Raw genomic sequence first — 26,589 nt, 5'->3', positions numbered from 1 at the left:
AGCTTCGTCACAGACTTGCCGCGCTCGAATCTCGCAACTAAAGCCTTGTCGATCTCCTCGCTCACGATGGCGCGCACGTCGTCGTGGGTGAGGGGGTTGTGTGGTGCCGTAGAATTTGGCATCAGAGTTCCTTTCTGGGGGATGGCCCGTCCGGTGGTGAGAGACCGGGCGGGCATTTTTTGTGGGGTGAGTTAGGCGACGGCAGTTGTGCAATGAAGGTGCTCGACAGGCACTCCTAGGAACGCCGCTACCGCGGTCAGTTCGTTGACATCGAACGCCACTCGTCCAAGCATTCGCTGGGAGAGCATTTGCTGGCTCATTCCAATCGCTCGCGCAAGCTGCGTTTGCGAGATCATCTGCCTAGCGGCTTCACTGCGAACATTCGCGGCAACCTGTTGCGCTGGTGTCATGTTCACAATCACGAAAACTACGCGTCAGGCGCGTAGATGACAAGCTCATGATTCGGATTCGTTCGTATTGGAGAGTGCGTCTACTAGCGCTGAACTTGCCGTTACAAGCGACGCATGTAATATCAACGTCATGACGAGCGCAACGAATTTGACAGACAATGACGGCGAGACTGTGGCCTCGGCGGTGGCAAAACGAGTGCGCCAGGAGCTTGCGGGAAAGCTGCCGAGGATTTCTCAGGCACGTATTGCAGAGGCAAGTGGCATGACCCAGCAGACGCTGTCGGCGAGGATGACGGGCAAGGTCGAGTTTGGTGTCGAGGAAGTTACGCGCGTGTGCGCCTTCGCAGACTTGGATCTGATGTACGTCATGACCGGCCAGAGGATGCCTCGTCAGGCCAACGCTGGTGGGGTTTTCTCCGGGAAACCTACGCAACCGTAGGTTGTGTATCGTTTGGTCAAGGGGCACTTCTCCAGCGAGGGCGGATCATGGGCAATCCTGAAGTTTCACTCGACAATTACGAGGCTGTGTACGAGTACTACCGCAGTCATCAGCAGAACCGATTCGTGGCGAAGCTCGCTTATGCCGCATTGGCGCTGAAGTACCGCCCGCGAGTGAGGTACGCGCCGGGTGCGGAAGGTGCGCTGAAGACTCTGCTGGAACGTAAGACGCAGTTGGTCGTGGCAGTCAATCATCTGACCGAGAGCGACCAGTTCACGCTCGCCGCGACCGCGTGGCGTACTCCGTTGCGTCGAGTGATCGGACGGACCCGGGTCCTCGCCAAAGACGAACTCTTCGTTGATCCTTCACAGCGCAAGAAGGTCGACATGATGGGCAGCATCCCGGTTTTTCGCAGCAAGAACTACGGCCTCCGTGCAGTTTCGGATGCCGGCCGAGTGATGATGGACGTCGCGGCCGAGCGGCTGGGCAACGGGGACTGTCTGGCGATTTTCCCGGAAGGGACGTGCAACACCGAAGATCCGACGCGGCTGCAGCACGTCAACAGCGGAATCGGCCACATCGTCGCGCGCGCCGAGAAGTTGGGATGCTCACCGGCTCTGGTGTCGATTGGCATCAATTACGGTCCGGTGGCCGGCGACGTCAAGGCTGCGAGTGTCTTTGTCGGAATGCCGGTGACCGAACTTCCGGACAAGCCGATGGATATCGCCCGAACTGTGCAGGCCGATTTGCAGGTGGCAGTGAACGGGGCCGTCGCCGGATACTAGGCGCGCCTGTCAATTTTGGTTGACAGATTCCGGTTGTCAACCTAAATTGACATCATGACCGAAGCAACCTCTCTCGCTGCTGCCGCCGGTAGCCCGGATCCCACCGAGGGATTGCGTGCTGTTCGAGCGCTGCGTCGTCTACTCGAAAAACTCGAGGCCATTCAGGTCGCCAATGCGCGCCGTCACGGATGGTCCTGGCAGGCGATCGCGGAAGCTCTCGAGGTCAGCCGTCAAGCCGTCCACAAGAAATACGCGTCCGCGCAGTCGGAATCGATGCTGCGTTCACTGCGCGAGAAGGGCAGGTAATTGCCATGTTCGAAAGGTTCTCCGCACAGGCTCGAGGCGTCGTTGTCGATGCTGTCGCCGGCCCCGGTCCTGTCACGCCGATGGAACTTCTGACCGCGCTGCTCACCTCTGATCGGGGCATCGCCACCGAGGTGCTCACCGAGTCTGGTGTCACGCTCGACGTGATCCGCCACGCCGGCGCCGGATCGAACGAAGGTAGCTCCAACAATTTCGACGACGACGCCGAGATACTCAAGTCGATCGGCATCGATCTCGATGCGGTTCGGGAGAGTCTCGAGCAGTCCTTCGGCGAAGGTGTGCTGGACGAGACTCCTGTGCCGGACGGCGTCGACACTTCTCGCAAGAGCCGATTCAGGTTCCCTCGTTCACGATTCGAGAAGGACTCCAAGAAGGTGTTGGAACTCTCGCTCCGTGAAGCGCTCGCGCACAAGGACAATCCCATCGGCGCCGAACACATCCTGCTCGGCATCCTGCGTGTCGCCGACGGGCCTACCCGTCAGGCCCTCGAAACGCAGGTCACGATGTCGGTGATCCGTGAGCGCTTGGAAGCGAAGATGAATCGCGCCGCCTAGATTCGGCACGGCTCCGCATGCACGGGGCGGGATGTGCCAGCATTCAGACATGACATTTCTGGCACGTCTCATCATCAACGGCATAGCCATCTGGCTGGCGTCGGCGTGGGTCACCGGCATCACGATCGCCAACCACGACAACGGCACCTGGGGCACGGTTCTCGTAATCGCGGTGATCGCTTTGATCTTCACGGTGGTCAACGCGTTCATCAAGCCGGTAGTGCAGCTTCTCTCGCTACCGCTGCTCATCCTGACTCTCGGATTGTTCACGCTCGTGATCAACGCCCTCATGCTGATGCTGACGGCGTGGATCTCGTCCGGAACGTCCTACGGCTTGACGGTCGACGGCTTCTGGACGGCAGTCTGGGGCGCGCTGATCATCTCGATCGTGAACTTCCTGCTCAGCGCGTTCGTCCCGGACAACCGTTGAGTCCGTCGACTTTCAGGCGAGACTGAGCGCAACTGCGGTCGCCGCACCCCAGACGAGCATGGCGAGTCCGGTGTCGCGCAACGCGGGGATCAGGGCCATACCCTGCCCGCCCGAACGCAGTGGGGCGTTGGCTCGGATTGCCAGTGGCAACGCCAGCAATCCGAGCAATGCCCACGGAGTACGCAGGATCAGCAGCAGGGTCGCGACGAACGGGACGGCCAGCAGGATCACGTGCAGCGTGCGGGTCCTGGCGTCGCCGAGCCGGACTGCGAGAGTGATCTTTCCGGACTCGGTGTCGGTCGGGATGTCTCGAAGATTGTTGGCAACGAGCACCGCGCTCGAGAACGAACCGATGGCAATCGCGCCGGCCAGCCCGGCCAGATCCACCCGCTCGGCCTGTACGAACTGAGTTCCCAGCACTGCAATCAGTCCGAAGAAGATGAACACGGCGATCTCGCCGAACCCGCTGTATCCGTAAGGCTTCTTGCCGCCGGTGTAGAACCAGGCACCGATGATGCAGAACACGCCGACCGCAACCAGCCACCAGGCTGTGGTCGCCGCCAGAACGAACCCGGCTACCGCGGCAACGGTGAAGCAGCTGATCGCCGCGGCCTTCACAGCTCCGGGACTGACCAACTTCGATCCGACCAAGCGCAGTGGCCCGACGCGGTCGTCGTCCGTTCCGCGGATTCCGTCGGAGTAGTCGTTCGCGAAATTCACCCCGACGATCAAGGCCAAGGAGACGATCAGTGCCAGGAGCGCCTTCCACCACACTGCGAGGTCCAGGGACGCCGCGGCTCCGGTGCCGACCAGCACGGGCGCAATCGCGTTCGGGAGTGTGCGCGGCCTCGCGCCTTCGATCCATTGAGCAGCTGTTGCCATACAACGATCTTTGCACTGTGCAATACGATCGAACGCGGTGGATCAGCACATGACTCGAGACGTGAGTGAGCGCGCCAGGTACGCGCAGTCGGGCGAAGACCTGGCAGACATTGCCTTGCTCGGACCCGTTTCGACCAAAGTGGGCGATCGTCTGGTTCCGTTGCCGGGTCCGCGAGCTCGAACTCTGCTGGTTGCGCTAGCTCGCAATCCGGGTGAGCCACGTACCGCGCAGAGCCTGATCGACGACGTCTGGGGGCTGGAGCCGCCGCGCTCACCGATGAACGCCCTCCACACTCAGGTCTCGCGCCTGCGATCTGCACTCCCGGACGGGGCCCTCGAAGTCACGGCGGCCGGATACCGGCTCACTCTCGCTCGGGAGCGTGTCGACCTGGCCAGGGCTGCGGACGCCGCCCGTGGTCTGCGCACCGTCGGCGCCGACGCGTCCGAAGCGCTCGCAGTCACGACCGCGTCATTGCGCCTGTGGCGCGGTACCCCCGGGAGTGACGTCGTCGGCGACGTTGCAGATCGTCTGGCGCTCGACGCAGGCCGGGTGTACGACGAACTGGAGACGGCGCAGATCGACGCGTTGCTCACATTGGGGGAGTACGCGGCAGCCATTCCCCTGGTGCGCGGACGCCATCTGGCGAGCCCATTCGACGACACAGCGGCCGAGGCGTTGATGCGTGCGCTCGCCGGAGCAGGCCGAGTCAACGAGGCACTCGAAGTGTTCGCGGAGTTCCGCAACCACCTCGCCAATCGCCTGGGCGCTGATCCGTCACCCGCACTGGTGACTCTCAACGCGGAACTTCTCGGGGCACCTGCGGCTACACCGCGGGCCGCCCGTGCGATCGGTCTCCGCGCTGCCCCCAACACCTTGCTCGGTCGCGACAACGACATCGACCAGATCGAATCCTTGCTCGCCCGCTCGCGCGTCGTCACCATTCTCGGACCTGGTGGCGCCGGAAAGACCCGTCTCGCACACGAATTGGGCCTGCGCGGATCCGTGAACCAGCCGGGCGTCTCGGTGGTCCTCGTGGAGTTGGCGTCGTTGCGCAGCAGCGAAGATGTCATCGCGGCCATCGGAGGCACCCTCGGAATCAGCGAATCCGATCTGGCGCCAGGCAAATTGACCGTCGGCCGAACGCATTCGGCGAGAGAGCGACTCAAAGAGGCGCTGTCCGCCGGTCCGATGTTGCTCATCCTCGACAATTGTGAGCACGTGATCGGCGCGTGTTCGGAGATCGTGGCCGAGATGATCGCGGCCGGTCGTCAGCTGACGGTACTGACCACCAGTCGTTCTCCGCTCATGATCAGTGCCGAGGCGGTGTACCCGTTGCCGCCGTTGGCGATCGAAGACGGAACCGGCTCGGCAGTCGAACTCTTCTCGGCGAGAGCCCGTGCGGTGCGGCCGTCTGTTCATCTGGACGTCGACGCGGTCGTCAAGCTGTGTACGACGCTCGACGGACTCCCGCTGGCGATCGAGCTCGCTGCCGCGCGGGTCCGCACCATGAGCGTCGACGAAATCGGTTCGAGACTGCGAGACAGGTTCGCGTTGTTGCGCTCCGATGATCCGACGTCTCCGGATCGGCATCGCACCCTGCACGCGGTGATCGACTGGAGCTGGAATCTGTTGGGCAGCGGGGATCAGATTGCGTTGCGTCGATTGTGCCGATTCTCGGCCGGCTTCACCCTTTCTTCGGCGCAAGCCGTTGCCGGGTGGGGCGAGTTGACCGATGTGGCAAGTGCCGTCGAAGCGCTGGTGAATCAGTCACTTCTTTCCGTCAGCGACGGGCAGGGAGATCTTCGGTACTACATGCTCGAGACTGTCCGTGAATACGGCGAGGAGCAACTCGCCGCGTCCGGGGAGGGACCGGAAGTGATTCGGCGCCTCGACGACTGGGCGATTGCGATCGCCGAGGATGCCGTCGTGCGTGCACGGACGGATCAGCTCCGTCTGATTGCCGACCTCGACGCCGAGCACGACAACCTTCTGGCTGTACTTCGCTGGGCCGTGGAACGCGGCGACGCGGTGACCGTAGCCAACGTCTTCCCCGTCCTTGCGATTCTGTGGGCCGTACGAGGATCGAACTCGGAAATTTCGAACTGGGCGTCGAAGATCGTCGGGGCGACCGCGGACAACGATCTGCGCGACGTGAATGCAGAACTGGTGGGCGCTACGTTCATCCTGGTGGCGATGCATCTCTTCTTCGGAGAGGCCGATCGAAACCATGCCCGTGCGCGGATCCGACTTCGAAAGCTGTTGCGTGAGCGCGATGATCTCGGTCCGTTGTTCGCATTTCTGATCAAGCTGACCACGAGTGCGATCGCCAACCACAAACTTGCGCGGTTGGTGGCCGAAGGCGTTCGCAGTTCCGATCCCGAGACCCGAATGGCGGCGCTGTCCGCGCGTTCGAACATGCGGGAGAACATCGGAGATCTGCGCGGTGCGTTGCTGGACGGGGAGACTCTGTTCGACTACGCCACCAGCATCGGTGACGAGTGGGGTCTGGCGATGGCGGCCCAACATGTCGGGTCGGTTCACAGCCAATCCGCCCGCTATGGCGAGGCCATCGAGTTCTACGCGATCGCGGCGGCGTCGATGGAACGCCTCGGTGCGCGTGACGAGGCGATGCAGCTCATCTGCTTTCAAGCCGGAGCAATGATCGCGGCCGGTGACACCGCTGGTGGTCGGGTGCTTCTCGATCGTGCACGTCCGGCATTGGCGCATTCGGGTGGGACCGGGGCCATCGAAACCGATCAACGGCGCGCGGCGCTCATAGCGAGTATCGCCGAGGCGGATCTCGCGGACGGCCGTATCGACGAGGGCTTGGCGCGGTATCGAGAAGCGCTGGAGCTGTTGGGTTCTGCGATCGAGAACATCTTCGGTGATCCCTTCGTCGTTCTGCTCGGTGCCGCGGCTGTGTGCGCTCACGCAGTTCACGGCCGGCACGAACTGGTGGCGGGCCGCGTTCTGCAGATGAAGGAGTCGAGTGCTCTCAAGCTCGATCCCAACGGTTACGCGGACCTGCCGCTCGCGGGTTCGTTGGCGTCGGCGATCGGGTCGTTCGATCTTGTCACGGGCAACATCGAACGCGGAGTCGAACTGATGGCTTTGTCGTTGAAAATGCCGGGGAGACAAGACTTCGTCTCGCTCCATCACGCGCGCCTCTCCGACTTCGCGGTTGGTCTGGTCGGAGCCGACAGGTGGTCTGTGGAAACCGAGAAGGTATCGGGTTACTCACGCAGAGCGGTCCGCGAAGCAGTGTTGGCTGCGCTTCGCGGACCGGTGCTGGACTAGGTCTGGACGATGGTGCGGGACTTATGTCTTGCGCATGTACATCCGCACGGTCAAAGGTGCCATGACGGCAACGATCACCGCGGCGCCCACCAGCGACCACACGACGTGGATACCGAAGTGGCCGTCGTTGGCCAGCTCGCGAACCGCGGTCACCAGGTGTGAGACCGGATTGACGTTCACGAACTTCTGAAGCCAACTCGGCATGGTGGCAGGATCGACGAACGCATTCGACAGGAACGTCAGCGGGAACAGCACGAGCATCGAAACACCCTGCACCGTGGACGCTTTGTTCATCAGCACGCCCATGAGAGCGAAGATCCAGCTGATGGAGAACGCGCACACCATGACCAGGATCGCGGCAGACAGAATGCCGACCACGCCGCCTGCGGGGCGGTAACCCATCGCGAAACCGACGATGAACGTGATGGTCGTGGCGATGCCGTAGCGCACGACGTCGGCGAGCAATGCACCGGACAGCGGGGCGATACGAGCGATGGGAAGGGACTTGAAGCGGTCGAACACGCCCTTGTCCATGTCCTCACGAAGCTGAGTGCCCGTGACGATGGAACCGGTGATGACGGTCTGGACGAGGATGCCGGGGATGATCGTCGGCAGATATGCCGTCACGTCACCGGCGATCGCGCCGCCGAAGATGTAGGTGAACATCAACGTGAAGATGATCGGCTGGATGACGACGTCGAACAGTTGCTCGGGGTTGTGCTTGATCTTGAGAATTCCGCGGTACGCCATCGTGAACGTGTTCGCGAAGCTCTGCTGCAGGCTGATGCGGCGGGGTGCGGCATCCGGCTGGGCTATCGGCGACCGGGGTTTGGTGAGGGTGGTTGTCATGCGACGCTCCGATCGGAGTCGTTGTCGGACTGGGCGTCGTTGCGTCCACCGTCTTCGGGCTGGTGCCCGGTGATGGTCAGGAACACTTCGTCCAGGCTGGGTTTCTGTACGTTGATCTCGTCGACGGCGATACCTTGCTCACGCAGACGGATCAACAGGTCCGCCGTGATCGACGGGTCGCTCAGTGGTGCGGTGATCCGCCCGACCTCGGGAGTGACTCCCACCTCGACGCTCAGCGCGGCGGCGATGAGCGAGCGAGCCTCCTCGGTGCGATCACGATCGACCAGCTTGAGTTGGAGCGAGGAGATCCCGACCGAAGCCTTGAGTTCGTCGGCGGTGCCGTTGGCGATCACGCGGCCGCGGTCGATCACCGCGATGCGATCGGCCAGTTGATCGGCTTCGTCGAGGTACTGCGTGGTGAGCAACACCGTCGAACCCTCGGCGACGAGTCGCCGGATGGTCTCCCACATCTGGGCGCGGGTGCGCGGATCGAGGCCGGTGGTGGGCTCATCGAGAAACAGCAGCGGCGGGCGCGCGATCAGGCTTGCCGCCAGATCCAGGCGTCGACGCATGCCGCCGGAGAAGTTCTTCAGCGGTTTGGTCGCGGCCTCGACCAGATCGAACTCCTCGAGGAGTTCGAGGGACTTGGTGCGCGCATCGCGGCGGCTCAGGCCGAGCAACCGGGAGAAGATCACGAGGTTCTCGGTCGCGGTCAGATCCTCGTCGACGGAGGCGTACTGACCGGTGACGCCGATCAGGGATCGGACCGCGGTGGGTTCACGGCTGACGTCGTGGCCGAAGATGCGCGCCTCACCGCCGTCGGGGCGAAGGAGAGTGGCGAGCATGCGGACGGTGGTGGTCTTGCCGGCGCCGTTCGGCCCGAGGACGCCGAACACCGAGCCGGTGGGGACGGTGAGGCTGACGCCGTCGACCGCGCGGTGCTCGCCGAACTTCTTGACGAGTCCGTCGGCCTCGATGGCAAGAGGCGAAGCTGTGTGGTTCATGGGATGAAGCTTGGCAGACCGATCTTGCATGGACCTTGCGTGGAACTTGCGGTTACTTGCACAGCGCGCGAGGTCGGTGCTCCACAACCGGCAAACAATCCCCAGACGGATCTTGCTTGTCGGTGTGCGGGCGCGGCGGCATCACGCTCGCTGCATGGAGATTCTTACGCGGGCACAGGCTCACCGGGACGGCACCAGCGACGCGCAGTTGCAGCGAGCGGTCAGGCGCGGCGAGCTGCACCGAATCGCAGCGGGGATCTACATGCGCGCCGATCACTTCCGCGAACTCGATGCGAGAGCACGCCACCGCTGCGCTGTCATGGTAGCCACCGAAAGCTGTGGACCAGGCGCAATCGTGAGCCACGCTTCGGCAGCGGTCATGCACGGATTGGATTGCGGCGGATTGCGATTGGACACCGTGCACATGACGCGTAACCGGTGCTCGGGTGGGCGGAAGAGTCAAACCTTGCATCTTCATCCGGCAGTGGTCCCGGCCGAGGAGGTCGTGCTGATCGACGGCGTCGCAACCACGTCGCTTGCGCGAACGTTCGTCGACCTCGCACGGACGACGCCGTTCGAGACCGCCGTGGTGATCGGTGATTGCGCCCTGCGACGTGGGATGAGGCGTGAGAACGTCGACGCTTCGCTCGATCATGCGCGCGGACGGCTGGGAATGAGTCGCGCTCGAGTGGCGGCGACGTTCATCGAACCAGGTGCCGAGAGTCCGGGGGAGTCCATCAGCCGGGTACGCATGCGCGACGACGGTTGGCCGATGCCGACCCTGCAGCACGAGATCCGTCACGGTGGCCGGTTCATCGGGAGAGTCGATTTCTTCTGGAAAGAGCACGGTGTGGTGGGCGAGTTCGACGGGATGGTCAAGTATCGCGGCGACAATCCGGGGAGGGCGGTAGAGCGCGAGAAACTGCGGGAGGACGCGATCCGGGACGCGGGGTTCGAGGTGTTCCGGTGGGTATGGGCGGATCTTCGCGACTTCGAACGTGTCCGCGAAAGGTTCGAGCGGGCTTGCCTCCGCGGAGCCGCGCGCTGATTGTGCAGCCGCGGCGCTGATCAGGCCTGCGGCTGAACAATCGGGCTGCGGCTGCTAGCTGAACCGAGCCACCAGGGCGGCGCGGTCGAGCTTTCCCGGTCCACGCAGGGGGAGCGCGTCCACGACGAAGAGTTCCCGCGGCGCCGCGGTGACGTCGAGTGTCCGCTGAGCATATGCGCGCAGTTCGTCGAGCGTCGGAGCTTCGCCCTCGGGTACGACCACGGCCACCACCCGCTGCCCCAGCCGCGGGTCCTTGATGCCGATCACCGCGCACTCGCGAACGGCGGGGTGATCGGCCAGCGCGGCCTCGACCACCTGCGGTACGACGGTCAGCCCACCGGTGGAGATTGCCTCGTCCAACCGGCCGCTGATGCGCAGGACCCCGTCGACCACTGATCCGGCGTCGTCGGTCCGGAACCATCCGGGTTCGGCGAAGGCAGGGTGGTCGGGAAGCCCGCGGTACCCGGACGCGAGCATCGGACCGCCCAGCAGTACTCGCCCGTCGTCGATACGAATCTGTGCTCCGGACAACGGGATTCCGTCGTAGACGCAACCGCCGGACGTTTCGCTCATCCCGTAGGTGCGGACGACGGTGATGCCCGCTTCGGTGGCCTGCGCGAGTACCGGTGCGGGAGTAGCAGCGCCGCCGAGCAGAACCGCGTCGAGCGAAGCCAGGGCCTCGACCGCGGCGCGATCACCGAGTGCCTTGACCAACTGCGTCGGCACCAACGAGGTGTAGCGGCGCGGTCCGCTCATCGCGGCGACAGCGCCCGGCAATGCTGCAGGGTCGAAACCCGCACTGACGTCGACGATCACCGGTTGTGTTCCGGCGAGGACACTGCGCAACAGAACTTGCATCCCGGCGATGTGGTGCGGGGGGAGAACCAGCAACCAGGATCCGGTGCCGCCGAGGCGTTCATGGGTCGCGTCGCCGCTGGCTCGCAGTGCGCTCGCGGCGAGCATCGCGCCCTTCGGGGTTCCGGTGGTCCCCGACGTGGCGACCACCAGCGAGATGCCGTCGTCGATGGGCTGATCGGGGTGCAGAGCGTCGCTCAGTCGGGCCGTCTCGCGTGCGTCGGCCGCCGGGACGGGAAGCACGGCGTCGTGCACGCCGTCCAGGATCTGCGCGATGGCAGGCAGTACCTCGAAGACCGCCTCACCCTGTGGAACGGCCAGTGTGCGAAGAACGTTCACCGGACGTCCGGCCCGGCCAGCGGCCAACCACCGGCAGCCAGATGGCTTCGTACGCGGTCGACGTCGGTTTCGAGTGGCATCTCGTTGGTGATCTTCGTGATGAGGACCTGGATGTCGGTCTTCTCGATGGGCAGATCGCCGTCCTCGATCAACGCGTCGGCGACGGCGTCGACCTCGGTTTCGGAGAGTCTGCGAGTGAGGAGCGCGAAAAGTGGGATGTAGTCCTGCTCGGGGACGCCATTGGGATAGCCGGCCCGCAACCAGCCGACTATCGACGTGAGGAAGGGCGGAAGGGCCATGACGTCAGCTCACGTCTCGAACTTCGTTGTCGGTGTCCACGTCTTCGATGACCGGCCACCCACCTGCGCGCAGCCTTTCGGTGACACGATCGACGTCGTCCTCGGACGGCTCCTCGTTGAGGATTCCCTCGATGATGGCGCGGATGGTGTCGTAGTCGACGTGGCGGTCCGGCACTTCGTGTGCCGACTCGATGGACATCGAAACGACCTGCTCGATCTCCTCGTCGGTCAGACGACGACGGAGAACGGCGAGCAGCGCAAAATGATCCTTGTCCGGGATGCCCTCGGGATACCCGGCACGCAGCCAGTCGAGCACGCTGCGCAATGAATACTTGCTCAAATCCTCGGCCTCATTTTCGTTTCGGTGGTTTCAGTGGTGCGCCGCGACGACCACTCAGAAGACGTGGATTCCGAACGTGCTGGCCAAGAAGTTCTTCATCAACAACAGAATTCCGGCGAAGATCGTGACGAGCACGACCGCAAAACAGAGGTACGCACCCATTTTACCCAGGGTGGACGGTCCTTCGGTGCCGTCGGCGTTCGGCAGACTCAGCGACTTGAGGCCGAAGGCGAAGATCGCCGGCAGTCCGGCTCCGAAGAGCAGTCCGACTGCCACTACCTGCCAGAGCGAATCGAGGGTATCGGTGAGTAGATGCATTCTCTTGCGCCCCTTTCAGGAGTTGCGAGTGGGTTCGGTGGACGGAGTGGGATCAGCAGTCGGAATCTCGCGAGCCGTCGCATCCGGATTCTCGTCCCATTCGGCGGTCACGTTGGCGGCGTCTACGGGTTCCTTACGCGAACGCAGGTACATGAAGATCGCGAACGCGATGAGGGCAGCGAAGACGACGAGCACGCCGGCCAGGCCGCCGATCAGATGCGCGAGTGCCCAGCAGATGGCGCCGACCACTGCAGCCGACGGCAAGGTGATCAACCAGGCGGCGGCCATCCGGCCTGCGACGCCCCAGCGGACCTCGGCGCCCTTGCGCCCGATGCCGGTACCGAGGATCGATCCGGTGGCGACGTGGGTGGTCGAGAGGGGGAGTCCGAGGTGGCTCGACGTGAGAATGATGGCGGCGGACGACGCTTCGGCTGCCAGACCCTGCGGCGCGGCGATCTCGACAAGGCCCTTGCCCAGGGTGCGGATGATGCGCCAACCGCCCAGGTAGGTGCCGAGAGCGATCGCGACGGCACAGGTGAACTTCACCCAGAACGGCATCTCGGTCTCGGCGGTGATGGTGCCGTGAGCGACCAGGGCCAAAAAGATGACGCCCATAGTCTTCTGGGCGTCATTGGTGCCGTGCGCAAGTGAGATCAGCGAGGCGGTGCCGATCTGGCCGAAACGGAAACCGCGCTCACGCTCGTCTTCCTTGACGGATGCGGTGATTCGGTACACGAGCTTGGTACCGACGCCTGCGACCAGGGCCGCGACGACCGGCGCGAGGATCGCGGGGACGACGACCTTGGTCAGAACTCCACCCCACTCGACGCCGCCCATACCGATGGAGGCGATTGCGGCGCCGATCAATCCGCCGAACAGTGCGTGTGAGGAGCTCGACGGCAATCCGAGCAGCCAGGTCGCCAGATTCCAGATGATTCCGCCGACGAGACCGGCGAAGACGATCAGCAGCAGATCCTGCCCACTGACCGCGCCGAGGTTGACGACGCCTTTGGCCACGGTCGCAGCGACCTCGACGGACAGGAACGCACCGACCAGGTTCAGGATCGCGGAAAGTGTGACCGCAACTTTGGGCTTGAGTGCTCCGGTCGCGATGGAGGTGGCCATTGCGTTACCGGTGTCGTGAAAACCATTCGTGAAATCGAACGCGAGGGCGGTGACAACTACCACCAGGAGGATTACGAGCTCTGCGGTCACAACGTGAATTGTGCGTATCGAACGCGTAAAAGTACAGCGAACGGGATGCGAACAGGGGCTCCGCGGAGTACGTCCCCGCGCGTGGGCTGCGGCGCTGCCGTTCGCGATGTGTTCAGCGCCACGAAATCGGAACCCTGTGTGGGACCTCACTTTTTGGTCTCACTCACCGGGAAGGCACATTCGGACCGTTTTAAACGCTGATTACCTACGGGCACCGAGCGCACCGGAACAGGGGTTTCACCCCTGTTTCTCGGTGTCTGTCAGTGAGAAGGAGAGCTCCGACCGTGAAGCCCAACAAGTCCACGAAGCTGATCGTGGCACTCGCCGCGACCGCCGTTCTGGCGTCAGCCTGCGCATCGAATCGTGGTGACGATCCCTACGCCGTCGCTGTCGGCGGACCCGGCGTCAGCGCCGACCTTGCGTCGAGCACATCCGACGCGAAGTTCGGCACCCTCGATTCGCCCTGCGGTGAAGGCGATGCCACCGGCGCAACCGATCAAGGCGTCAGCGACACCGAGATCAAGATCGGGTTCGGTGACGACCGCGGTTATGTGAAGTCTCCTGGGCTGAACAAGGAAATGAGCGATGCGGTGAACGCGCTCATCTCTTGGTGCAACGATCAGGGCGGCATCAACGGCCGCAAGGTCGTCGGAACCGACTACGACGCCGCGATGACGCAGGCCAACTCGGTCATGCAGGAAGCGTGCGCGAGCCAGTTCATGATGGTCGGCTACGGCTTCGCGATGGATCAGACCGCCGAGCAGACGCGTGTCGCGTGCAACCTGGTGTCCGTGCCAGGCTTCACCGTGTCACCCGACGCAGCCAACGGACCGATGACATTCCAGGGTGTCCCGTTCCCGGTCGACTACGCGAACGGTTCGCAGTGGTTCCAGATGGCCGAGATGCACCCCGATCTGGTGAACGACTTCGACGTCGTCAACAGCACGATGCCCACGATCATCAGCTCCACCACGAAGATTCGCTCGATCGCCGAGGCTGCGGGTTTCAAGCTCAAGGATTGCGGCGTCACCCTCAACTACGAGGGGGAATCGAGCTATGTGCCGTTCGCCGAGAAGTACAAGGAGTGCGGCGCGAAGGGGATCTGGACGTCACGATCGGCAAGCCCGTCGGAGCTGAACTTCGTGAAGGCCCTCGACCAGGTCGGGATCGATCCCATGTTCTTCGGTGAAGCCACCTGGTACGGCGCGACCGTCTCCGATTGGAACAAGGACACCGGACTGCTCGACAACCTCAACGCGGGCATGACCTTCCAGATGCTCGAGAACGCGGACAAGGTGCCCGCAGTGAAGAAGTACGTGGATCTGGTCTCCGAGCAGGGTGGCAAGACCGCGCTCCTCGGTATGCAGGCGGCGTCGTCGTTCCTGCTGTGGGCGGCCGCCGCGGACGAGTGCGGTAGCGATCTGACGCGTCAGTGCATGGTGAACGAACTCTCGAACATTCACGAGTGGGACGGCGGCGGATTGCACGCCGTCACCGATCCCGGCAAGAACATGCCGGCCACCTGCGGACTCATGACCTCTCTGAAGGGCAGTACCTACGCGCAGGCGTTCCCGTCCACCGCGGGCGAATTCAAGTGTGACCCCAAGTACCTCGTCGCGACCGACAAGAGCACCTGGGGAACCGAACTCGGCGCTGACCGCGTGTCGACGAAGTACCAGAACGCCAACGTCATCAAGCCGCAGTCCTGATTCTTCCGACTCGGGCGGCGAGCGCCAACCGCCGCCCGAGTCCCTAACGAGGGTTCAGCCATGAACACTTTTGTCACTTTCACGATCCTGGGCCTGGTCCTGGGGTCCGTGTACGCGATCGCCGCCTCCGGGCTGGTACTCACGTACAACACGTCAGGCATCTTCAACTTCGCGCACGGTGCACAGGCAATGCTCGGTGCGTTCATCTACTGGCAGTTGCGCTACGGCTGGGAACTTCCCACCGTCGTCGCTTTGCTGATTTCACTCGTCCTGGTCGGGCCACTGATGGGTCTCGGCCTCTACGTCCTGATCATGAAGGGTCTGCGCGATACCGCCGAGGTCACCAAAATCGTTGTGACGGTCTCGATCCTGCTCGGAATGCTCTCGATCTCGCACTGGTTCTGGCACCCCGAGACCGCTCGGACGATGCAGATGTTCTTCGGCGACCAGTCCAAGATCACGGTGTTCGGCGCGAGCATCCGCTACCACGAGTTGATCTGCATCCTCGTTGCGATCGCCATCGCTGTCGGCCTGCGCATCCTGTTCACGCGCACCCGCGCCGGTGTCGCGATGCGCGGCGTCGTCGACGATCCGGAACTGTTGCGCCTCAACGGCCACAATCCGGAGCGTCTTGCGGCACTGTCCTGGGCGATGGGTTCGACGCTCGCAGTCCTGGCCGGCATCCTGATCACCCCGATCAGTGGCGGCACACTCGAGGCGAACATGTTGACACTCTTGGTGATCGACGCGTTTGCCGCGGCCATGTTCGGCCGGTTGCGCAGCATCCCACGCACGTTTGTCGGCGCCGTGGTTCTCGGGCTTGCCGGTACGTACGTATTGGCGTACTTCCCGACAAGTTGGAGTTGGACGTCGAATTTCCGTGTCTCCCTACCGATGATCGCGCTGTTCGTCGTACTCATCGTCCTACCTCAGGACCGCCTGCGTGGTGCGGTCACTCGCACCCGTGAGCGGTACCACGTTCCGAGCGTGCGCAAGGCCGTCGTCTGGGGCGTGGCACTGATCGTCATCGTGTACCTGATCCGTCTGCTGATGGTGACCTCCGCCGTCACCACACTGACCATCGGAATGACGTTCGCGATCATCGCGCTCTCGCTCACACTCCTCACCGGTTACGCGGGTGAATTGAACTTGGCGCCGGTGTCTTTCGGCGCTATCGCTACCATCGTGGCCTTCCACTTCGGGATCTCCGGTTCCGGGTTGGCTGCGCACCTCAACCTGTGGGGCATCGTCGTCGGAGTCCTCGTCACCGCCGTGATCGGTGGCCTCGTCGCCCTACCGGCGCTGCGGCTGAGAGGGCTGTATCTCGCGCTGGCAACCATGGCCTTCGGAGTGTTCCTCTCCAACATGGTTCTTCGTGACACCACCGAACACGAGATGTTCGGCATGAAGTACTCGCTGTTCAAGGACGGGAACATCGCCCTCCCTCCGCTGAAGATCGGTCCGCTCGATCTGAGCAACGAGACGGTGTTCCTGATGACCGTGACCGCGCTGTTCTCGATACTCGGCGTCGGCGTCATCGCGTTGCGTAACAGCGGCTACGGGCGCCGACTCGCTGCGATGAAGGACAGCCCGGCCGGTTCGGCCATGCTCGGACAGAGCCTGGTTCGGCTCAAGCTGAGTGTCTTCATGATCTCTTCGGGGATCGCCGGTCTCGGCGGCATTCTGATGTCGAGCGCCATGGGGTCCGTCTCGGGCGAGAGCTTTGCCATCATGGTCAGCCTCTCGCTGCTCATGCTGACCGTCGTCGCGGGTATCGGATACGTCACCGGCGCCCTGTTCGGAGGACTGATGGCCGGAATCGGGTTTGCGGTCATCATGGTCTCGTTCACCAATCTGGCTTCGGCGCAACCGGAGTTGGAGGGAATGTGGCTGCTCTTCGGCAACATCGCGGCAGTCAGCCCGGCACTGATCGGCATCGGCGTCGGCGCGAACCCCAGCGGAACGGTCCACAGCGTGATCGAGGGCTACCGACGGCTCGCCGGTGCCAAGCCTGTTCTGATCGGCGGCGCCGCAGTCGTTCTGCTGACCTACGTCCTTGCTCTGACCGGTGTACTCGGCAACTGGTGGTTCGCGTCCATCACGATCGCGGTGGTGTTCATGCTGCCGGTGATCGGTGAGATGGTCATGCCCAGCGCGGTTCTCACTCCGGAGGAACTGGCCGCCAAAGCGACAGTCGTTCCCGAGGACATCGGGATCGATGTCCCTTACAGCCCCGAGATCCGTGACGAGATCGACCGCGAACTGGGGATTCCTCAGTACCAGGGTGGCTCGCCGAAGGAGTTGACCGTCCATGTCTGATACACCACTTCTCGAAACGCGCGGTGTGAGCGTTCGTTTCGGTGGACACGTCGCGGTCAAGGACGTTTCGCTCACCGTGCAACCCGGCACCGTGACAGGACTCATCGGACCGAACGGTGCCGGCAAGACGACGCTCTTCAACACCATCACCGGGCTGCAGAAACCCACCTCCGGTCAGGTGTTCCTCGGTGGCGTCGACGTGACGAAGCTGCCGCCGCACAAGCGGGCGGGGCGCGGGCTGGCACGTACCTTCCAGCGGCTCGAACTGTTCGTCTCGCTGTCGGTGCGTGACAACCTGCGCGTCGCGGGAGACATCCACAAGGCGAACGGCCGCAACAAGATCGACGTGGACGGCGAGACCGATCGCCTGCTGGAGCTGACCGGGCTCACGGATGTCGCGGACAAGGACGTCGCGGACATCCCCACCGGACGCGCCCGCGTCGTCGAAGTTGCACGGGCGCTCATGACCGATCCGCGAGTGCTTCTGCTCGACGAACCGGCCTCGGGTCAGACGGAGCAGGAAACCGAGGTCTTTGCCGAGATGCTCACCGAACTTGCTGCGGGTGGACTCGGAATCTGTCTGGTGGAGCACGACATTCCGCTGGTGATGAAAGTGTGCTCGACCATCCACGTGCTCGACTACGGCGCAGTCCTCGCCTCGGGTGATCCGGAGAAGATCCGGACGGATCCGGAAGTGATCGCGGCCTACATCGGGACCGAGGAGGAGGCGGTATGACTTCAGCGAAAATTGGCGAGGCGAAAATCGACGAGGGTATACGCAGCCCCGACCGCGCCGAACCGTTGCTCGAACTGTCCGGTGTCCGCGCCGGTTACGGATCCATCGAAGTTCTGCACGGGGTGGACCTGATTCTGGAACCGGGCGCCGTGGTGGCGCTACTCGGACCCAACGGCGGCGGCAAGACGTCGACGCTCAAGATCTGCTCGGGCGTCCTTCCGGTCACCCGCGGCGAGTTCCGGCTCGCGGGCCAGGTCGTGAACGGAGTCGAGCCTTCGGAGTTGGCTCGGCTGGGGGTCTGCTCCATCCCCGAAGGACGCGGGATCTTCGCCAACCTCACTGTGCGGGAAAACCTGTGGATCGCCACCGGAACGGGCGTCGGGCTGGCCGAACTCGAAGAGGTTGCGTACGGCAGGTTCCCGATCCTGGGGGAGCGGCGCGGACAGTTGGCCGGATCGATGTCCGGTGGTGAGCAGCAGATGCTGGCGCTGTCACGGGCACTCGGCACTCACCCGACGGTGCTCCTGCTCGACGAGCTGTCGATGGGTCTCGCACCTCGAATCGTCTCGCAGATGTACGACGTCGTCGGCTCGCTTGCAGCCGAAGGCATTTCCATTCTCGTCGCCGAGCAGTTCGCGCGAGCGGTGCTGCCCATCGCGACCTCGGCCGCACTGATGTTGCAGGGACGCGTCGTCAAGACCGGCGATCCACACGACATCGAAAACGAACTTTCTACCAGTTATCTAGGAGGATGACGATGACTACTCTCGCCGAAGATCGCCGTGAGGAATTCAAGAAGAACATCGCAGAGTTGAAGCTGGACAAGAAGCAGGCAGGCGGCGACGCGGCGACGCGCATCGCGGGCCTGGTGCTCATGGTCGTCGGAGTGGTCGGCGCCTTCGTCGTCTACATCTCTTCGCTGACGCTCTCGGACCTGCGGGATCTGGTGTCGTACCAGATCCTCACCGTGGTTTTCCTCGCCCTGACAGTGGTCGGTGCCGCACTCTTCCTGGCCGCATCGGTGGCAAAGGTGCTGCGGCTGTGGTTGGTTCGCCAACTGCTCGAGGGCCAGGCACAGACAGATCAGATCTCTCAGGCGCTGAGCACGCGCAACTGATCTCTGCGAAGAACCGACAGATGCCCGCCACGAAAGTCGTGGCGGGCATCTGTCATTGCTCGGCTACAGCGGTGTCTCGACTACGCGGACGGTGGCCGGGAATCGCGTCGGATGGGATGGTCCTCCGGGATCTGCACCATCACGATCGGTGTCCCGTCCGGGTCGGCGATCCACATCTCGTGTAGACCCCACGGTTCCTGTCTTGCCTCGCGCGCGATCTTGACCCCGGCGAGAACCAGTTCGGTCTGAACGGCAGTGAGGTCCCGGACCTGCAGCCAGATCGCGCCGCGAAAGCCGCCCTCGCCGGTGCCGCCGTGCGCAGCGACTTCGATCAGACCTTGGCCGGCGAAGAAGACTGTGCCGCCGGGATATTCACGAGCGATCGCCAGACCGAGGGTGTCTCGGTAGAAGCTCAGCGTTCGTTCGTACTCGCTCGGGCGCAATATCGTCCGACTGCTCAGAATCTCCACGTCCGACCTCCCTCTCGCACCTACTGTGTCAGAAATACCAGGGATATGGTGACCAGTCGGGATCACGCTTTTCGAGGAACGAGTCACGACCCTCGACGGCCTCGTCGGTCATGTACGCCAAACGTGTTGCCTCACCGGCGAACAGCTGCTGGCCGACCAACCCGTCGTCCTGCAGGTTGAACGCGTACTTGAGCATCCGCTGTGCCTGCGGCGACTTGCCGTTGATCTTGCCGGCCCAGTCGATCGCGACGTTTTCGAGTTCAGCGTGGTCGACAACCTTGTTGACCGCGCCCATCTGATGCATTTCCTCGGCGGTGTACGTCTCACCCAGGAAGAAGATCTCGCGAGCGAACTTCTGGCCCACCATCTTTGCCAGATAGGCGCTGCCGTAGCCGCCGTCGAAGCTTCCGACGTCGGCGTCGGTCTGCTTGAACCGTGCGTGCTCGCGGCTGGCGAGCGTCAGGTCGCACACCACGTGCAGGCTGTGGCCGCCGCCCGCAGCCCAGCCGTTGACCAGGCAGATCACGACCTTCGGCATGAAGCGGATCAAGCGCTGGACCTCGAGGATGTGCAGGCGCCCGGCGCGTGCTTTGTCGACGGTGTCCGCCGTTTCTCCTTCGGCGTACTGGTAGCCGCTGCGACCACGGATGCGCTGGTCTCCGCCGGAGCAGAACGCCCAACCGCCGTCCTTCTCGCTCGGTCCGTTGCCGGTCAGGAGCACCGCTCCCACGTCGGAGGTCATCCGGGCGTGATCGAGCGCGCGGTACAACTCGTCGACGGTGTGCGGGCGGAACGCATTACGCACTTCCGGTCGGTCGAAGGCGACGCGAACGGTGCCTTGGCTGACATGCCGGTGGTAGGTGATGTCGGTGAGGTTCTCGAATCCGGGGACAGGGCGCCAGAGCTGCGGGTTGAAGGTCACCTGAGCCACGATAGAGGCACGGCTCGCGCGTCTAACGGATACCTGAGGTAGAACACGTTCCCGGGCGCGCTAACGTGCAGGTCATGAGCGAACAAACCGCAGACGGCACGGAGATCGTCACAGACGGTGAGAATCGGGGCGGATTTCCACGGTTCCGGCACACTCCCGCAGGTCCGGACTTCGGCCGCTTCGTCGAAGCGATGCGCAGGTTGCAGGACCTTGCCGTCTCGACCAATGTTCCCGACGACGTACTCGCAGACATCGCTACGCAAGCCGAGGAGCTTGCCGATCGGTTGTCTCCGTACGAGGTCCCGGAAGGCAAGCCGCCCGCAGGCTCGAACATCCAACTGCCCGGACGCGGCAGCCTCCTCATGCTCCCGTGGATGGTCGAGAAGTTCGACACCGAAGGAGTCCGCAGTACCGGCGTCTTCCGCCGCTACCACCTGGGCGGCAACGGCGCCGCTCACGGCGGTGTCCTGCCCTTGCTGTTCGACGACGTCTTCGGGATGACGGTCCACGCGGGTGGCCGTCCGATCTCCCGCACCGGCTACCTCCACATCAATTACCGCGCGATCACTCCGCTCAATCAACAACTGGTGATCGAGGGGCAGGTGGATCGGGTCGAGGGTCGCAAGACTTTTGTCAGCGCGCGCCTGACCGATCTCGACGGCAAGCTCCTCGCCGACGGTGAGGCGCTCATGATCGAACTGCTTCCGGGACAGCCCTGACATGTTCCCCTCGTTCGACGATCTGATCGCGGACGCCGTGGTTCTCGCGCTGCCGATGCGAGTTCGCTTTCGCGGCATCACGACTCGTGAGGCCCTGCTCGTTCGCGGCCCGGCCGGGTGGGGAGAATTCGCACCCTTCGTCGAGTACGACGACGACGAGGCGTCGCAGTGGCTGCTCGCGGGTATCGAAGCGGCGTGGCTGGGTCCGCCGCCTGCGCTTCGTGACGCAGTTCCCGTCAACGCGACCGTGCCGGCGATCGACGCGTTTGCCGTTCCGGAATTGCTGGAGCGCTTCCCCGGCGCCCGGACAGCCAAGGTCAAGGTCGCCGAGAAGGGACAGTCGCTGGCGCAGGACGTCGCCCGGGTGAACGAGGTGCGTCGGCACATCCCGAACGTGCGCGTCGACGCCAACGGCGGGTGGAGCGTGGACGAGGCGATCACGGCCTTGCGAGCGATCACCGATGACGGTGAACTCGAATACGCGGAGCAACCGTGTGCAAGCGTCGAGGAACTGGTCAGCGTCCGCGCCGCGGGGACCGGTGTGCGGATCGCTGCCGACGAGAGCATTCGCCGTGCCGAGGACCCGTTGCGCGTCGTACGAGCGGGGGGAGCGGACGTCGCCGTCGTGAAGGTGCCGCCGCTGGGCGGAATGCGTGCTGTGGTGGCGCTGTCTGCGCAGCTGGCGGACTACGGGGTGCCGGTGGTGGTCTCGAGTGCGCTGGACACGGCTGTGGGGATGTCCGCGGGACTGGCGGCCGCGGCAGCGTTGCCTTCGCTTCCGTTTGCCTGCGGTCTCGGTACAGGCGGCCTGTTCGTCCAGGATGTCGCGGTCACCGGGGCAGCTGTCGACGGTGCTTTGTCGGTGGGTGCCGTCGAGCCTGATCCGGTTCTGCTCGAGACGCTGGCCGCGCCCGCGGACCGGCGCGACTGGTGGCTGGAGCGGGCTCGGCGCTGCCATCGGATACTCGGCAGTAAGGACCAGCCGAATTTCGTATAGTCTCGGGCGCGACCTGATGAACATCAGTGAAGAATGAAGGGATCGAAAGTGGTTGCAGCTCTGAACGAAACCCTGCTCGAGGAATCACGGGTTCCCGCGGTCGTCGCGGACGTGCAGACCTTGATCGACGCAGAGGTTTCGGATAAGTCGGGGGCCTCAGGGCTGGCTCTCAAGGGTGGCTACGGCGCGGTCAAGAAGGTGAGCCCGTCCATCGTGCCGGACGCCGTCACCGCGCTTCTGCCGGCTTTCGTGGCAAAGCTCGAGCCGTACTGGCAGGAATTCTCGGCTTCCGGTGAAGGCAGCTTCGCCGATTTCATCAGCGCCCGCGGTGACGCGGTTGCCGATTCCCTCCTCGAGGTGACGGACGAGCGTATCGAGGGCAGCGACAAGGCCGTCGTCAAGTCGATGTACTCGAAGCTGCGCGGTTCGGCGAAGAAGCATGTGACTGCAGCTCTGCCGCGTCTGGGCGATGTGATCCAGAAGCACGCTGCATAAGCGAACGTAAAACGACTAGTGGCCCGGGAGTTTCTCTCGGGCCACTCGTCGTTTTCGGTGCGTTTGTCAGTGAGCCGAATGTCCGTGACGCCAGAAGCCGGTGAAGGTGATGTCGGTTTTGGCGAACTTCCGGTCGTTCACGAGGTGCCGACGCAGCCCGGTGGTGAGTGCCTGTTCGCCGGCGACAAAGGTGTACGACGGCCCCTCGGGCAGTTCGGCGGCGCGGACGGTCTCGAGGGTCAGAACACCCGGCGTCGCGTGTTCGTCCTCGCGAACGAGCCAATGCACGTTGACGTTCGCCAACTCCGGAATGTCTTGCTTGTCTTCGATGTTCGGAATCTCGACGAAGACCTCGGCACGCAGGTCTGCGGGCGCGGATTCCAGAATGCCGATGATCGCGGGAAGTGCACTCTCGTCGCCGACGAGCAGTTGCCACTTGGCCTCGGGTGTGGGGTTGTAGATGCAGCCTTCGTCCAAGAGGGCGACCTCGTCGCCGGCCGACGCGGTGTCCGCCCACGCGGATGCCGGGCCGATGTCGCCGTGATAAGCGAAGTCGATGTCGATCTCCGTGGTCTCGCCGAAGAGACCGGATCCGGCAGCACGGTAGGCGCGAATCGTGTAGTTGCGCACGACGGGTCGCGTGTCCTTGGACATCAACAGGTACTGCGCATACCAGAGATTGCTGGCCGCGCTCGGCAACCGGAGTTCACTCTGGCCGACCTGCGGGATGAACATGCGGAACCACTGATCGGCACCCATCGGAGCGATGGTGGACAGCTCTTCGCCGGCAATGGTCACCCGGATGAAGCTGGGGCTGATTCGTTTGTTCGCCACGACCTGCGCCGACACGATGCTGCGTGAGGCCGGTTTCACGAACTTGGCGCGCTTGGCCATGACTGGTTGCTCCCTGATTATCTGTTACTCGTACCTAATCAGGTAACCCTAACCTGATTTACGGTCGCTGTGGAGTGGTGGGTCTGTCCTTTTCGACGACTTCGGGAGGAAGACCCCACTGCGCTCGGCCAAGTCGGCTCATCGGTGCGATTGCCGCGAAGTCCGGCAGGCCGTCGTCGGCGACAGCCTCGGGACGTACTGCGACCGCCACCACATTTCCCATCACGACAAATGAATTGCCGACCTCGATGACCTGGTGGAGCGTGCATTCGATGGCGATCGGGGAGTCGGCGACCCGGACGGGGCGAACCCGCTCGCTCGGCTCGCTACGGATGTTCAACTCGAGAAACTCGTCGGCCTCGGCGTCGTAGAAGGCGGAACTCTGGTTCACCACGTCGGCAAGCCTGGCAGTCGCCAGGTTGATCACGAATTCGCCGGTCGCTTCGATGTTGCGCAGACTGTCCTTGCGTCCGACCGACGTGAACTGCACGATCGGCGGCGCCGAACTTGCCACGGTGAAAAAGCTGTACGGAGCCAGATTGCCGACGCCGTCCGCCGACAGGGTGGACACCCAGGCAATCGGCCGGGGGACCACCGAAGCGGTGAGTAACTGATAGAACCGGCGGGGTTCGAGCTCGGCTGGATCGAAGAGTGTGCGCACCCACACATAATGCCGCTGTCCCCGCCCCTGGGCATGCTTGCGCCCGAACATCTGACACTCTTGAAGGCGTGAATCCGTCCACTGCACAAGCCACAGCCGTCGTCGACGAACTGGTTCGTGGTGGCGTGCGTGAAGTCGTGCTGTGTCCAGGCTCTCGCAACGCGCCCCTCGCATTTGCCCTCCAGGCCGCCGATCTCGACGGCCGGTTGCGTCTGCACATGCGGATCGACGAGCGGACAGCAGGCTTTCTGGCACTCGGACTGGCAATCGCCGGGAAACGACCGGTCCCCATCGTGATGACTTCCGGGACCGCCGTCGCGAATCTCGGACCCGCTGTCCTCGAGGCCAACTACGCGCGAGTGCCGCTGGTGGTCCTGAGCGCCAACCGGCCGTACGAGATGCTCGGCACCGGCGCCAACCAGACCGTCGAGCAACTCGGGCTCTTCGGCAGTCAAGTCCGCGCAACCATCAGCCTGGGCCTGGCGGAGGACGATTCGACGCAGAACAGCCAGTGGCGCTCGGCGGTATGCCGGGTCCTCGCCGCTGCCCGCGGAACCCGATCCGGAAATGCGGGTCCGGTGCATTTCGACATTCCACTTCGTGAGCCGCTGGTGCCGGACGTGCACGTGCAGGGACCGGTCCCGGAGGGCCGTCCCGGCGGTGCGGCCTGGACCACCACCCAGAATGCGACGCTCGACGTTCCCGTCGATCTGGATCTCACCGCAGATACGGTGGTCATTTCCGGACACGGCAGCGCACTTCGGCCTGAGCTGGCCGGCCTGCCGACCGTGGCCGAGCCGACGGCTCCGATGCACGGGATCGCACTGCATCCACTCGCGCTATCGCAACTCAAGCCCAAGCAGGCGATCATCACCGGCCGCCCGACGTTGCATCGTCAGGTCTCGAAGGTGCTGGCCGACCCGGGCGTCGACGTCTACGCGCTGACTACCGGGCCGCGCTGGCCGGACGTATCCGGCAACGTACTCGCCACCGGAACCAGAGCAGTGGTCACCGGGACTCCCGATCCCGCCTGGATCGCTCGATGCGCCGCGCTGACCGAACACGCCGAAACTGCCGTCCGCAAGCAACTCGACGCCCACCCCAAGGCCACCGGCCTGCACGTGGCCGCTGCTGTGATGGATGCTCTCGCGGACGGCGACCAGCTTCTGCTCGGCGCATCCAACCCTGTTCGCGACGCGGCACTCGTGAGCTACCCCAAGCCCGCCGTGCGGGTGCTGTCGAATCGTGGCGTCGCAGGTATCGACGGCACCGTCTCGGCGGCGGTCGGTGCTGCGTTGGCGTACGACGGTGGCCGGACCGTCGCTCTCATGGGCGACCTGACCTTCCTGCACGACGCTTCCGGGCTGCTGATCGGGACCGGTGAGCCGAGGCCGAGCGACCTCACCATCGTCGTCGCCAACGACGACGGCGGCGGTATCTTCGAGCTCCTCGAACAAGGCGACCCGCAGTACGCCGGAGTCTTCGAGCGAGTCTTCGGAACTCCGCACGGCATGGACCTGGCCGCGCTCTGTGCGGCCTACCGCGTGCCGCACGCAGCGGTCACCGTCGACGCCCTGGCAACGACGCTGGCGCAACCGGCCAACGGCATTCGTGTGCTCGAGGTCGCGACGGATCGCAGTGGGCTGCGCGAACTCCACGCTTCCGTGCGGGCACAGCTGTGACGCAAACAGTTCTGCGTCGCCTCCGCATCGGTGTGCTGGTGGTTGCGGTCGGCATTTCCGTGCTCGCGGTGATTCTGGTTCTCGGTGCCTGGCGCAACGATCGGACCATCGAATCGAACATGGGGACCGCAACCGCCGAGGTGCTCTCGGCGGGCTCGCTACGTTCGGCGATCAGCTTCGTGACACCGGACGGCGCGAATCACAACCCTGAACTCGGCGTTCTCTACCCCACCAATCTGACTGTGGGACAGCGCATCGAGGTGGAGTACTACAAGACCGAGCCCGATTTGGTTCGGGTAGCAGGACGTAACGCGACGGTGGCACTGATCCCGGCCGGATCGGTGATCGTCGTGACGTGGCTCCTGGCTGGACCGTCGATCTGGTACCTGCGCAAGCGGGAAGCGCAGGCGGCAAGTTCGGCGCCGGTCGCCTCGAGTTAGTTCGCGCTTCGCCCGAACTTCACACGAACA

30 protein-coding genes are annotated in these 26,589 nt (G+C 63.8%); 17 read left to right on the top strand and 13 right to left on the bottom strand.

From position 1 onward, the window contains the following. Positions 1-191: 191 nt before the first annotated feature. Positions 192-356 carry a helix-turn-helix domain-containing protein gene (locus RhoBH5_RS32740; RefSeq protein ID WP_442972474.1) on the bottom strand — a complete coding sequence of 55 codons (165 nt, stop codon included), beginning with the start codon at positions 354-356 and terminating at the stop codon, positions 192-194. Between the two features lie 184 nt (positions 357-540). Between RhoBH5_RS32740 and RhoBH5_RS26115 the strand changes: the two genes are divergently transcribed. From RhoBH5_RS26115 to RhoBH5_RS26095, 5 genes are read left to right on the top strand one after another with little or no spacing between them, the layout of a single operon-like run. After that, on the top strand, positions 541-849 hold the full coding sequence (locus tag RhoBH5_RS26115) for a helix-turn-helix domain-containing protein (protein ID WP_270008958.1): 309 nt from the start codon (positions 541-543) through the stop codon (positions 847-849). A 47-nt stretch (positions 850-896) separates the two neighbouring features. Continuing rightward, positions 897-1,634 (top strand): lysophospholipid acyltransferase family protein, encoded by a 738-nt coding sequence (locus RhoBH5_RS26110; protein ID WP_270008957.1) that lies wholly within the window; start codon positions 897-899, stop codon positions 1,632-1,634. A 54-nt stretch (positions 1,635-1,688) separates the two neighbouring features. Then, the gene (locus tag RhoBH5_RS26105) at positions 1,689-1,940 is read left to right on the top strand and encodes an HTH domain-containing protein (RefSeq protein WP_003941869.1); all 252 of its coding nucleotides are present in this window, start codon (positions 1,689-1,691) and stop codon (positions 1,938-1,940) included. 5 nt (positions 1,941-1,945) lie between these two features. Further along, the gene (locus tag RhoBH5_RS26100) at positions 1,946-2,512 is read left to right on the top strand and encodes a Clp protease N-terminal domain-containing protein (RefSeq protein WP_270008956.1); all 567 of its coding nucleotides are present in this window, start codon (positions 1,946-1,948) and stop codon (positions 2,510-2,512) included. 49 nt (positions 2,513-2,561) lie between these two features. After that, positions 2,562-2,942, top strand: a complete 381-nt coding sequence (locus RhoBH5_RS26095; protein ID WP_003941998.1) for a phage holin family protein — start codon at positions 2,562-2,564, stop codon at positions 2,940-2,942. A 12-nt stretch (positions 2,943-2,954) separates the two neighbouring features. Here the strand turns inward: RhoBH5_RS26095 and RhoBH5_RS26090 are convergent, their stop codons facing one another. Further along, complete coding sequence (locus tag RhoBH5_RS26090; RefSeq protein WP_007728497.1) at positions 2,955-3,824, bottom strand: 1,4-dihydroxy-2-naphthoate polyprenyltransferase; 870 nt, start codon at positions 3,822-3,824, stop codon at positions 2,955-2,957. A 49-nt stretch (positions 3,825-3,873) separates the two neighbouring features. Between RhoBH5_RS26090 and RhoBH5_RS26085 the strand changes: the two genes are divergently transcribed. Continuing rightward, complete coding sequence (locus RhoBH5_RS26085) at positions 3,874-7,122, top strand: BTAD domain-containing putative transcriptional regulator (protein ID WP_270008955.1); 3,249 nt, start codon at positions 3,874-3,876, stop codon at positions 7,120-7,122. 21 nt (positions 7,123-7,143) lie between these two features. On the opposite strand, the gene RhoBH5_RS26080 is transcribed toward RhoBH5_RS26085, so the two are convergent. Together RhoBH5_RS26080 and RhoBH5_RS26075 are read right to left on the bottom strand one after the other, a co-directional pair. Continuing rightward, complete coding sequence (locus RhoBH5_RS26080) at positions 7,144-7,971, bottom strand: ABC transporter permease (protein WP_003941848.1); 828 nt, start codon at positions 7,969-7,971, stop codon at positions 7,144-7,146. Beyond that, positions 7,968-8,975, bottom strand: a complete 1,008-nt coding sequence (locus RhoBH5_RS26075; RefSeq protein WP_047268898.1) for an ATP-binding cassette domain-containing protein — start codon at positions 8,973-8,975, stop codon at positions 7,968-7,970. The genes RhoBH5_RS26080 and RhoBH5_RS26075 overlap by 4 nt, the downstream gene beginning before the upstream one ends. A gap of 154 nt (positions 8,976-9,129) precedes the next feature. Here RhoBH5_RS26075 and RhoBH5_RS26070 point away from each other — a divergent pair, with 154 nt between their 5' ends. Beyond that, positions 9,130-10,023 (top strand): type IV toxin-antitoxin system AbiEi family antitoxin domain-containing protein, encoded by an 894-nt coding sequence (locus RhoBH5_RS26070; RefSeq protein ID WP_050768582.1) that lies wholly within the window; start codon positions 9,130-9,132, stop codon positions 10,021-10,023. 54 nt (positions 10,024-10,077) lie between these two features. On the opposite strand, the gene menE is transcribed toward RhoBH5_RS26070, so the two are convergent. From menE to RhoBH5_RS26045, 5 genes are read right to left on the bottom strand one after another with little or no spacing between them, the layout of a single operon-like run. Continuing rightward, entirely contained in the window at positions 10,078-11,217 is a 1,140-nt protein-coding gene (gene menE / locus RhoBH5_RS26065) for an o-succinylbenzoate--CoA ligase (protein ID WP_270008954.1), read from the bottom strand. Beyond that, positions 11,214-11,516, bottom strand: a complete 303-nt coding sequence (locus RhoBH5_RS26060; RefSeq protein WP_003941976.1) for a DUF3349 domain-containing protein — start codon at positions 11,514-11,516, stop codon at positions 11,214-11,216. Before RhoBH5_RS26060 ends, menE begins: the two co-directional genes overlap by 4 nt. A gap of 4 nt (positions 11,517-11,520) precedes the next feature. After that, complete coding sequence (locus tag RhoBH5_RS26055) at positions 11,521-11,856, bottom strand: DUF3349 domain-containing protein (RefSeq protein ID WP_003941853.1); 336 nt, start codon at positions 11,854-11,856, stop codon at positions 11,521-11,523. Between the two features lie 54 nt (positions 11,857-11,910). Then, positions 11,911-12,174 (bottom strand): hypothetical protein, encoded by a 264-nt coding sequence (locus RhoBH5_RS26050; RefSeq protein ID WP_003942079.1) that lies wholly within the window; start codon positions 12,172-12,174, stop codon positions 11,911-11,913. A gap of 15 nt (positions 12,175-12,189) precedes the next feature. After that, complete coding sequence (locus tag RhoBH5_RS26045) at positions 12,190-13,389, bottom strand: inorganic phosphate transporter (protein ID WP_007728486.1); 1,200 nt, start codon at positions 13,387-13,389, stop codon at positions 12,190-12,192. 284 nt (positions 13,390-13,673) lie between these two features. Here RhoBH5_RS26045 and RhoBH5_RS26040 point away from each other — a divergent pair, with 284 nt between their 5' ends. The 5 genes from RhoBH5_RS26040 to RhoBH5_RS26020 are packed head-to-tail and all read left to right on the top strand — an operon-like array spanning position 13,674 to position 19,270. Then, positions 13,674-15,098, top strand: coding sequence for an ABC transporter substrate-binding protein (locus RhoBH5_RS26040; protein WP_270008953.1), 1,425 nt, complete (start codon positions 13,674-13,676; stop codon positions 15,096-15,098). A 60-nt stretch (positions 15,099-15,158) separates the two neighbouring features. Beyond that, on the top strand, positions 15,159-17,417 hold the full coding sequence (locus RhoBH5_RS26035; protein WP_063314759.1) for an ABC transporter permease: 2,259 nt from the start codon (positions 15,159-15,161) through the stop codon (positions 17,415-17,417). Next, positions 17,410-18,153: an ABC transporter ATP-binding protein gene (locus RhoBH5_RS26030; RefSeq protein ID WP_003942056.1), complete on the top strand. Its 744-nt coding sequence runs from the start codon at positions 17,410-17,412 to the stop codon at positions 18,151-18,153. Before RhoBH5_RS26035 ends, RhoBH5_RS26030 begins: the two co-directional genes overlap by 8 nt. After that, complete coding sequence (locus RhoBH5_RS26025) at positions 18,150-18,908, top strand: ABC transporter ATP-binding protein (RefSeq protein ID WP_003941866.1); 759 nt, start codon at positions 18,150-18,152, stop codon at positions 18,906-18,908. Before RhoBH5_RS26030 ends, RhoBH5_RS26025 begins: the two co-directional genes overlap by 4 nt. A gap of 2 nt (positions 18,909-18,910) precedes the next feature. Continuing rightward, a complete protein-coding gene (locus RhoBH5_RS26020) occupies positions 18,911-19,270 on the top strand; it encodes a hypothetical protein (RefSeq protein ID WP_003942018.1) in 360 nt (119 codons plus the stop codon). Positions 19,271-19,350: 80 nt separating this feature from the next. Here RhoBH5_RS26020 and RhoBH5_RS26015 read toward each other — a convergent pair whose 3' ends face one another. Then, positions 19,351-19,740 carry a VOC family protein gene (locus RhoBH5_RS26015; protein ID WP_003941917.1) on the bottom strand — a complete coding sequence of 130 codons (390 nt, stop codon included), beginning with the start codon at positions 19,738-19,740 and terminating at the stop codon, positions 19,351-19,353. Between the two features lie 28 nt (positions 19,741-19,768). Then, a complete protein-coding gene (locus RhoBH5_RS26010; protein WP_024487301.1) occupies positions 19,769-20,662 on the bottom strand; it encodes a 1,4-dihydroxy-2-naphthoyl-CoA synthase in 894 nt (297 codons plus the stop codon). Positions 20,663-20,745: 83 nt separating this feature from the next. Between RhoBH5_RS26010 and RhoBH5_RS26005 the strand changes: the two genes are divergently transcribed. Genes RhoBH5_RS26005 through RhoBH5_RS25995 form a run of 3 tightly spaced genes read left to right on the top strand, consistent with a single transcriptional unit; the run spans position 20,746 to position 22,882 of the window. Continuing rightward, entirely contained in the window at positions 20,746-21,390 is a 645-nt protein-coding gene (locus RhoBH5_RS26005; RefSeq protein ID WP_270008952.1) for a PaaI family thioesterase, read from the top strand. 1 nt (position 21,391) lies between these two features. Beyond that, on the top strand, positions 21,392-22,387 hold the full coding sequence (locus tag RhoBH5_RS26000; RefSeq protein ID WP_270008951.1) for an o-succinylbenzoate synthase: 996 nt from the start codon (positions 21,392-21,394) through the stop codon (positions 22,385-22,387). Between the two features lie 48 nt (positions 22,388-22,435). Next, entirely contained in the window at positions 22,436-22,882 is a 447-nt protein-coding gene (locus tag RhoBH5_RS25995) for a DUF6918 family protein (protein WP_003941973.1), read from the top strand. A 66-nt stretch (positions 22,883-22,948) separates the two neighbouring features. On the opposite strand, the gene RhoBH5_RS25990 is transcribed toward RhoBH5_RS25995, so the two are convergent. Both RhoBH5_RS25990 and RhoBH5_RS25985 read right to left on the bottom strand, forming a co-directional pair. Then, positions 22,949-23,776: a siderophore-interacting protein gene (locus RhoBH5_RS25990; protein WP_042453072.1), complete on the bottom strand. Its 828-nt coding sequence runs from the start codon at positions 23,774-23,776 to the stop codon at positions 22,949-22,951. Between the two features lie 58 nt (positions 23,777-23,834). Next, the gene (locus RhoBH5_RS25985; RefSeq protein WP_039972961.1) at positions 23,835-24,437 is read right to left on the bottom strand and encodes a flavin reductase family protein; all 603 of its coding nucleotides are present in this window, start codon (positions 24,435-24,437) and stop codon (positions 23,835-23,837) included. 68 nt (positions 24,438-24,505) lie between these two features. Between RhoBH5_RS25985 and menD the strand changes: the two genes are divergently transcribed. Both menD and RhoBH5_RS25975 read left to right on the top strand, forming a co-directional pair. Further along, positions 24,506-26,119, top strand: a complete 1,614-nt coding sequence (gene menD / locus RhoBH5_RS25980; protein WP_058038142.1) for a 2-succinyl-5-enolpyruvyl-6-hydroxy-3-cyclohexene-1-carboxylic-acid synthase — start codon at positions 24,506-24,508, stop codon at positions 26,117-26,119. After that, positions 26,116-26,559, top strand: coding sequence for a DUF3592 domain-containing protein (locus RhoBH5_RS25975; RefSeq protein WP_042453078.1), 444 nt, complete (start codon positions 26,116-26,118; stop codon positions 26,557-26,559). Before menD ends, RhoBH5_RS25975 begins: the two co-directional genes overlap by 4 nt. The last annotated feature ends 30 nt before the right edge of the window (positions 26,560-26,589 follow it).

It is taken from the genome of Rhodococcus sp. BH5 (assembly GCF_027583855.1).
Taxonomy (GTDB): Bacteria; Actinomycetota; Actinomycetes; order Mycobacteriales; family Mycobacteriaceae; genus Rhodococcus_F; species Rhodococcus_F qingshengii.
The sequence above is the reverse complement of the archived record's forward strand: the minus strand, read 5'-3'. Positions and strand labels throughout refer to the sequence as shown.